Source organism: Kurthia zopfii (assembly GCF_003143955.1).
GTDB classification, from domain to species: Bacteria; Bacillota; Bacilli; order Bacillales_A; family Planococcaceae; genus Kurthia; species Kurthia zopfii.
In genome coordinates this window covers 120740-126939 of record NZ_QFVS01000002.1, presented here as the reverse complement: position 1 = coordinate 126939, position 6200 = coordinate 120740, and the positions used below count along the sequence as shown (strand labels likewise).

General features: G+C 40.9%; 4 protein-coding genes, 24 tRNA genes and 2 rRNA genes. 28 read left to right on the top strand and 2 right to left on the bottom strand.

The genetic code is table 11. From position 1 onward, the window contains the following. From DF281_RS01690 to DF281_RS01560, 27 genes are all read left to right on the top strand, one after another. Positions 1 to 113 (top strand): 23S ribosomal RNA (locus tag DF281_RS01690); the annotation flags it as partial. Positions 114 to 249: 136 nt separating this feature from the next. Beyond that, positions 250 to 365, top strand: a 5S ribosomal RNA gene (gene rrf, locus DF281_RS01685). 13 nt (positions 366 to 378) lie between these two features. Then, positions 379 to 454: transfer RNA gene (locus DF281_RS01680), tRNA-Val, on the top strand. Between the two features lie 21 nt (positions 455 to 475). Then, positions 476 to 551 (top strand) — tRNA-Thr (locus DF281_RS01675). A gap of 8 nt (positions 552 to 559) precedes the next feature. Further along, positions 560 to 635, top strand: a tRNA-Lys gene (locus tag DF281_RS01670). Between the two features lie 34 nt (positions 636 to 669). Then, positions 670 to 754, top strand: a tRNA-Leu gene (locus DF281_RS01665). Positions 755 to 801: 47 nt separating this feature from the next. Next, positions 802 to 876, top strand: a tRNA-Gly gene (locus tag DF281_RS01660). A gap of 4 nt (positions 877 to 880) precedes the next feature. Further along, positions 881 to 969 (top strand) — tRNA-Leu (locus DF281_RS01655). Between the two features lie 39 nt (positions 970 to 1008). Beyond that, positions 1009 to 1085 (top strand) — tRNA-Arg (locus tag DF281_RS01650). A gap of 6 nt (positions 1086 to 1091) precedes the next feature. Further along, a tRNA-Pro gene (locus DF281_RS01645) sits at positions 1092 to 1168 on the top strand. 39 nt (positions 1169 to 1207) lie between these two features. Further along, positions 1208 to 1283: transfer RNA gene (locus DF281_RS01640), tRNA-Ala, on the top strand. 27 nt (positions 1284 to 1310) lie between these two features. After that, positions 1311 to 1384: transfer RNA gene (locus DF281_RS01635), tRNA-Met, on the top strand. Positions 1385 to 1399: 15 nt separating this feature from the next. Next, positions 1400 to 1476 (top strand) — tRNA-Ile (locus tag DF281_RS01630). 22 nt (positions 1477 to 1498) lie between these two features. Beyond that, positions 1499 to 1591, top strand: a tRNA-Ser gene (locus tag DF281_RS01625). Between the two features lie 83 nt (positions 1592 to 1674). After that, positions 1675 to 1751 (top strand) — tRNA-Met (locus DF281_RS01620). 2 nt (positions 1752 to 1753) lie between these two features. Beyond that, positions 1754 to 1830, top strand: a tRNA-Asp gene (locus DF281_RS01615). 35 nt (positions 1831 to 1865) lie between these two features. Beyond that, positions 1866 to 1941 (top strand) — tRNA-Phe (locus DF281_RS01610). A 9-nt stretch (positions 1942 to 1950) separates the two neighbouring features. Beyond that, positions 1951 to 2026, top strand: a tRNA-Thr gene (locus DF281_RS01605). 7 nt (positions 2027 to 2033) lie between these two features. After that, positions 2034 to 2117: transfer RNA gene (locus DF281_RS01600), tRNA-Tyr, on the top strand. Between the two features lie 12 nt (positions 2118 to 2129). After that, positions 2130 to 2203: transfer RNA gene (locus DF281_RS01595), tRNA-Trp, on the top strand. A gap of 31 nt (positions 2204 to 2234) precedes the next feature. After that, a tRNA-His gene (locus DF281_RS01590) sits at positions 2235 to 2310 on the top strand. A 49-nt stretch (positions 2311 to 2359) separates the two neighbouring features. Then, positions 2360 to 2435 (top strand) — tRNA-His (locus DF281_RS01585). A 7-nt stretch (positions 2436 to 2442) separates the two neighbouring features. Next, positions 2443 to 2517 (top strand) — tRNA-Gln (locus DF281_RS01580). Between the two features lie 4 nt (positions 2518 to 2521). Further along, positions 2522 to 2596 (top strand) — tRNA-Gly (locus DF281_RS01575). 24 nt (positions 2597 to 2620) lie between these two features. Then, a tRNA-Cys gene (locus DF281_RS01570) sits at positions 2621 to 2694 on the top strand. 31 nt (positions 2695 to 2725) lie between these two features. Further along, positions 2726 to 2807, top strand: a tRNA-Leu gene (locus DF281_RS01565). 223 nt (positions 2808 to 3030) lie between these two features. Continuing rightward, a complete protein-coding gene (locus tag DF281_RS01560) occupies positions 3031 to 3240 on the top strand; it encodes a hypothetical protein (protein ID WP_109348501.1) in 210 nt (69 codons plus the stop codon). Between the two features lie 165 nt (positions 3241 to 3405). Here DF281_RS01560 and DF281_RS01555 read toward each other — a convergent pair whose 3' ends face one another. Next, a complete protein-coding gene (locus DF281_RS01555) occupies positions 3406 to 4758 on the bottom strand; it encodes an MATE family efflux transporter (protein ID WP_109348500.1) in 1353 nt (450 codons plus the stop codon). 124 nt (positions 4759 to 4882) lie between these two features. Between DF281_RS01555 and DF281_RS01550 the strand changes: the two genes are divergently transcribed. Next, entirely contained in the window at positions 4883 to 5554 is a 672-nt protein-coding gene (locus DF281_RS01550) for a TetR/AcrR family transcriptional regulator (protein WP_109348499.1), read from the top strand. A gap of 45 nt (positions 5555 to 5599) precedes the next feature. Here DF281_RS01550 and DF281_RS01545 read toward each other — a convergent pair whose 3' ends face one another. Beyond that, positions 5600 to 6157 (bottom strand): DNA-3-methyladenine glycosylase I, encoded by a 558-nt coding sequence (locus DF281_RS01545; protein WP_109348507.1) that lies wholly within the window; start codon positions 6155 to 6157, stop codon positions 5600 to 5602. Positions 6158 to 6200 lie beyond the last annotated feature (43 nt).

The following is a 6200-nucleotide window of genomic DNA, read 5'->3' as shown; positions in this document are numbered from 1 at the left end:
CCCATTACGCAAGTAAGTAAGATCCCTTGAAGACGACAAGGTAGATAGGTTCGAGGTGGAAGTATGGTGACATATGGAGCTGACGAATACTAATAGATCGAGGACTTAACCACAATTGTTACAAAAAATTATCAATGAACCGTTTATCCAGTTTTGAAAGAATAAAAAATTTCTAAAATAACGGTTGACTTTCAAACGTTATCATGATATAATAATTCTTGTCCTTAAGGAATTCCTTAAGAAATATAGTCTGGTAATGATGGCAAAGAGGTCACACCCGTTCCCATGTCGAACACGGAAGTTAAGCTCTTTAGCGCCGATGGTAGTTGGAGGTTTCCTCCTGTGAGAGTAGGACATCGCCGGGCTATATATAATAATGGAGGATTAGCTCAGCTGGGAGAGCACCTGCCTTACAAGCAGGGGGTCGGCGGTTCGATCCCGTCATCCTCCACCATATTTTTTCACTTTGAAATACGCCGGTGTAGCTCAGTTGGTAGAGCAACTGACTTGTAATCAGTAGGTCGAGGGTTCGACTCCTTTCGCCGGCACCATTCATAGTGAGTCATTAGCTCAGTTGGTAGAGCATCTGACTTTTAATCAGAGGGTCGCAGGTTCGAATCCTGCATGACTCACCATTTATTTAAAAAATGCCTAAAGATTTACAATAATGCGGGTGTGGCGGAATTGGCAGACGCACTAGACTTAGGATCTAGCGCCGCGAGGCGTGGGGGTTCGACTCCCTTCACCCGCACCATTATTACAATTATATATACTTGTCAGATTATAAAAATCTAGCATATTGCGGAAGTAGTTCAGTGGTAGAACATCACCTTGCCAAGGTGGGGGTCGCGAGTTCGAACCTCGTCTTCCGCTCCAATATGCCGGGGTGGCGGAACTGGCAGACGCACAGGACTTAAAATCCTGCGGTGAGTGATCATCGTGCCGGTTCGATTCCGGCCCTCGGCACCATTTAATTTCAAAATTAAAGTAACTTAATATATTATTTTTGCGCCCATAGCTCAATTGGATAGAGCGTCTGACTACGGATCAGAAGGTTGTGGATTCGACTTCTGCTGGGCGCACCACTAAATCGGAATGTAGCTCAGCTTGGTAGAGCACTTGGTTTGGGACCAAGGGGTCGCAGGTTCGAATCCTGTCATTCCGACCATTAAAAAAATACCCATTTTCAAATACCCATTACTATATTGGGGCCTTAGCTCAGCTGGGAGAGCGCCTGCCTTGCACGCAGGAGGTCAGCGGTTCGATCCCGCTAGGCTCCACCAATTTAAAACTTTAACCAATATTATTATGGCGGCCTAGCTCAGCTGGCTAGAGCGTCCGGTTCATACCCGGGAGGTCGGGGGTTCGATCCCCTCGGCCGCCATACTATTAATCTAAAGGACCTTTAGCTCAGTTGGTTAGAGCAGACGGCTCATAACCGTCCGGTCGCAGGTTCGAGTCCTGCAAGGTCCACCAAAGATACTATATATTATATTACGGAGGAATACCCAAGTCTGGCTGAAGGGATTGGTCTTGAAAACCAACAGGCGGGTCATACCGCGCGGGGGTTCGAATCCCTCTTCCTCCTCCATTTTCAAAATATCTTAAAGTGACTGATTTAAAAAAGAAATTTCATAATAGTAGCAAATCAAAAGAAATTTCATATAACATTATCGCGGGGTGGAGCAGTTCGGTAGCTCGTCGGGCTCATAACCCGAAGGTCGCAGGTTCAAATCCTGTCCCCGCAACCAATGGTCCGGTAGTTCAGCTGGTTAGAATGCCTGCCTGTCACGCAGGAGGTCGCGGGTTCGAGTCCCGTCCGGACCGCCATTTTTTATAAAAAAATAAGCTTTCAACATTATTATGGGTCGGTAGCTCAGTTGGTAGAGCATTAGATTGAAGCTCTAAGTGTCGGCGGTTCGATTCCGTCCCGACCCACCATAATAATACGCCGGTGTAGCTCAGTTGGTAGAGCAACTGACTTGTAATCAGTAGGTCGAGGGTTCGACTCCTTTCGCCGGCACCATCTTTTTGGAGGGGTAGCGAAGTGGCTAAACGCGGCGGACTGTAAATCCGCTCCTTAGGGTTCGGCAGTTCGAATCTGCCCCCCTCCACCATTTTTTTAATTTAGGGGCATAGTTTAACGGTAGAATACAGGTCTCCAAAACCTTTGGTGTGGGTTCGATTCCTACTGCCCCTGCCAATTTAAAATTTAATTAAAATTAATAATAATGGCGATTGTGGTGAAGTGGTTAACACACCTGATTGTGGTTCAGGCATTCGTGGGTTCGATTCCCATCAGTCGCCCCATTTTTTATTTTTTTTTAATTAGAGACATATTTAAGTAATACTAATAATGGCGATTGTGGTGAAGTGGTTAACACACCTGATTGTGGTTCAGGCATTCGTGGGTTCGATTCCCATCATTCGCCCCATTATTTTTGGGATATAGCCAAGCGGTAAGGCAACGGATTTTGATTCCGTCACGCCCTGGTTCGAATCCAGGTATCCCAGCCATTTTGCGGAAGTAGTTCAGTGGTAGAACATCACCTTGCCAAGGTGGGGGTCGCGAGTTCGAACCTCGTCTTCCGCTCCATATTCTTTAAACAAATAATGAGATGGCGGCATAGCCAAGTGGTAAGGCACAGGTCTGCAACACCTCTACCACCGGTTCAAATCCGGTTGCCGCCTCCATTTTTTTTTACAAAAAATTTGCCTTTATTATGCCGGTGTGGCGGAATTGGCAGACGCGCACGACTCAAAATCGTGTTTCTAACGAAGTGTCGGTTCGATCCCGACCACCGGTATCTTAGCTTCATCTCATTTCAACTTATATAACCATTCTTCTTCGGAAGGGTGGTTTTTTTATGTTTCTACAATAAATAACGTTGGTGAAGAAAAAAGCACCGATCTCTCATCAGATCGGTGCGGAAACTTCATGAACGTTATTTTTATTCAAAAAAATAGAAAACAAGTGAGTTTCCCTATAGAATAAAAGTCTCGAAACCATAAACTAAGGGGGAAAATCACTTGTCTATTAACCATGATATTCGAAATTTACTAGATATTCAAGGCTCAAATATCCACTTCGTTACGAATTGCGTCAATCAGGTTCTATTATTAATGTTGGGGGGCTTAAAACAATTTATGAATGAATCATTCATAAATAACGATTGCTTCACACTTGTTTTTCGGCAGAAGTCTTCGTTATTTCTTTCAACGATGATTGAAAGAAATTAGCCAATTAAAATAGTTTGAAAGATTAACTGTACTCTACTATTTTATATTCAGCCTTGCCATAAAACTGTATGGAACTATCCAAATGTAAGATAGAAAAGAATAGTTGATAGCGAAATCATAATAAAAAGCTTGATCAATTAGATCAAGCTTTTATTAATGCGAGAATTAGCCCATAATTTCGTCCATATCGGGTTCTAACTTGTTTCGTAGTAGATAGAGCATTAATGCCCCAACAAGGAATGAGATAGCTTCTGCGATGACTAGGGACCATACAACACCGTGGAAACCAAATGAATGGTTCGCGATAAATAATGTAGGGATTAAAATGACACCTTGAATCAATGACATTACTAGAGCAGCTGTACCTTGTCCTGTTGCTTGGAAAATACCTGTGAACAGTGTTGTGAAGCCTGTAATTAATAATGAAAGGAATGTAACGTGTAAAATATAGCTGCCCATCTCGATTAATTGAGGATCCGTTGTAAATAAGCCAATTAGTGAATCAGAAATAGAATAAACAAGTACGCCGAATACGATTGCGAGTACAGCGATGATTTTTATCGTAAAGCTGATTGTTTGTTTCATCCGTAATTTATTCGCTGTGTACGTAAAGGCGATTAATGGAACAATCCCTTCACATAATCCCATAAGAATGAATTCAGGAAGTTGTAAGAGGCGAGAGGATAGTCCATATGCGGCTACTGCTTGATCTCCATACTCTACTAAGAATTTATTTAAAACTAATGCCATTGCACCTAAAAAGATACTCATAATGAAGACTGGTACACCAATTTTAAATACATTGGAAACAATTTCTTTCGAAGCTTTGAACCATTTGAATGACAATGTTAAAAATTCTGATTTGCGTTGAATATGATAAGCGAAATAGATGCAGGCTACTAAGTTTGCAACTACTGTAGCGATTGCGACACCTGTCACACCCCAATGAAGTACATAAATTGCGATAATATCTAAAATGATATTAACGATGACACTGATGATCATACCAATCATAGAAGTCATTGCTGCGCCTTCTGATCGAATTAAATTTTCTAAGTTGAAAAATAAAATAACGATTGGTGAACCGAGAATCATAATGAAAATATAGTCTTTTGTATATTCAAATGACTGTGGGGTTGCGCCTAATGCTGAAACGATTTGATCCATAAAGGGTAGTGCAACTGCAATGAACAAAATACCAAAAGCTAAACTAATATAGATTGTGAATGAAGATACTGATTTCACAACATCGTATCGTTTTTCACCTAGTAGTCTGGAAATAAATGCGCCACCACCTACGCCAACTAAATGACCAAGTGCCATAATAATAGCGAACAGAGGTAAAGTTAATGCGAGTGCAGTGAGCATTGTTGAATCATGTAATGTGCCGAGGAAATAAGCATTTAATACTGAGTAAATTACGCTCATTGATGTTCCGAGAATCATAGGGAGCGCAAAATGAGGGATTGCTTTCTTGATGGGTGCTTCTTCAAAATAATAAAGATTGTTTGAATCCATATAATCACTTCTTTCATGTTTTATCTAACGGTGTAAGATTGAACCTAACAGTGTTAGATGTTATCATGAAGTTAAGAAGTTGTAAAGTATAAACTTACAGTGTTAGATAGAAAGGGCTGTCCAAATGAAGAAACAACCACAAATTTCAGAGGAAAAGATTTTGCAATCATCATGGGAATTACTTAGTGAAGAGGGGCTTGAAAAATTTAGTATGCGAAAATTGGCGACTCGAATTGGTATTCAAGCGCCTTCTCTATATTGGTATTTTAAAAGTAAGCAGCATCTTTATCAGGGGATGGCGAATCAAATATCGGGCTTAATTTTAGAAGGTATGAAGTCGGATGGTGAGTGGAAGGAACAGTTGACGGAGCTTGCTAATGTGACACGAAAAGTATTGAGCGAGTATCCATGTTCGACAGAAATCATGATGATGACGCTACCACATGAAAAGGATATTATTCGTTTTTCAAATCGAATGTTGCAATGTGTGGAAAATACAGATTTAACAGAAGCGCAGAAATTCCAAGTTGTGACGACGCTTATAAACTATGTGTATTACTTTGTATTGGATCATGAACAACATGAGCGAAATGTGCAGGAAATGGTCGCGAAAGATGAGATTGAACCGGAAGAAGAAATGCTGGAAAGATTAGATTCGATGAGTGAAGAAGAGGCAGGTTTATTCCGTAATTTATTTACGAGTGGCACTTTTGAAGTGATGGGAACGGATGAATCATTTGAGTTTGGCTTGAATGTTATTTTACTTGGGGTCGAACAAGTGTTGAATCGAAAATAAAAAGTTACGCCATTGCTCCGTAAAGGAATAGTGGCGTAACTTTTATTAGTGAGGATTGTATTTAAAACATTCAGCAACATGATCGTCTACAATGCCTGAAGCTTGCATGAAAGCATAGATTGTAGTTGGCCCGAGAAACTTGAAGCCTCGTTTTTTAAGATCCTTACCTAGTTGTGTAGAAAGTTCTGTAGTAGCTGGTACATCAGCTAAAGTTTGGAAGTGGTTATGTATAGGTGAACCACCGACATAATCCCAGATGAAAGTATTAAAACTACCGAATTCCTTTTGAATTTCCATAAATAATTTAGCATTATTAATCGTCGCATTGATTTTTCCTCGGTGGCGAATGATTCCTGGGTTTTGTAAAAGTTCTTCGACACGTTCTTCTGAATAAAGTGCGATTTTTTCGTAGTCAAACTGGTCAAAGGCTTCACGCATCGTTTCGCGTTTTTTAAGGATTGTTGCCCAACTCAAGCCTGCTTGCATACTTTCTAAAATCATTGTCTCGAACCAATCTGCGTCATTCGAAAGAGGAACACCCCACTCTTCGTCATGGTATTTTTGGTCAAGTTCACTCACATTTGCCCAAGAGCATCTCGTAATCGTCATTAAATCGCCTCCATATAGAATGTATGTTCTTATTGTA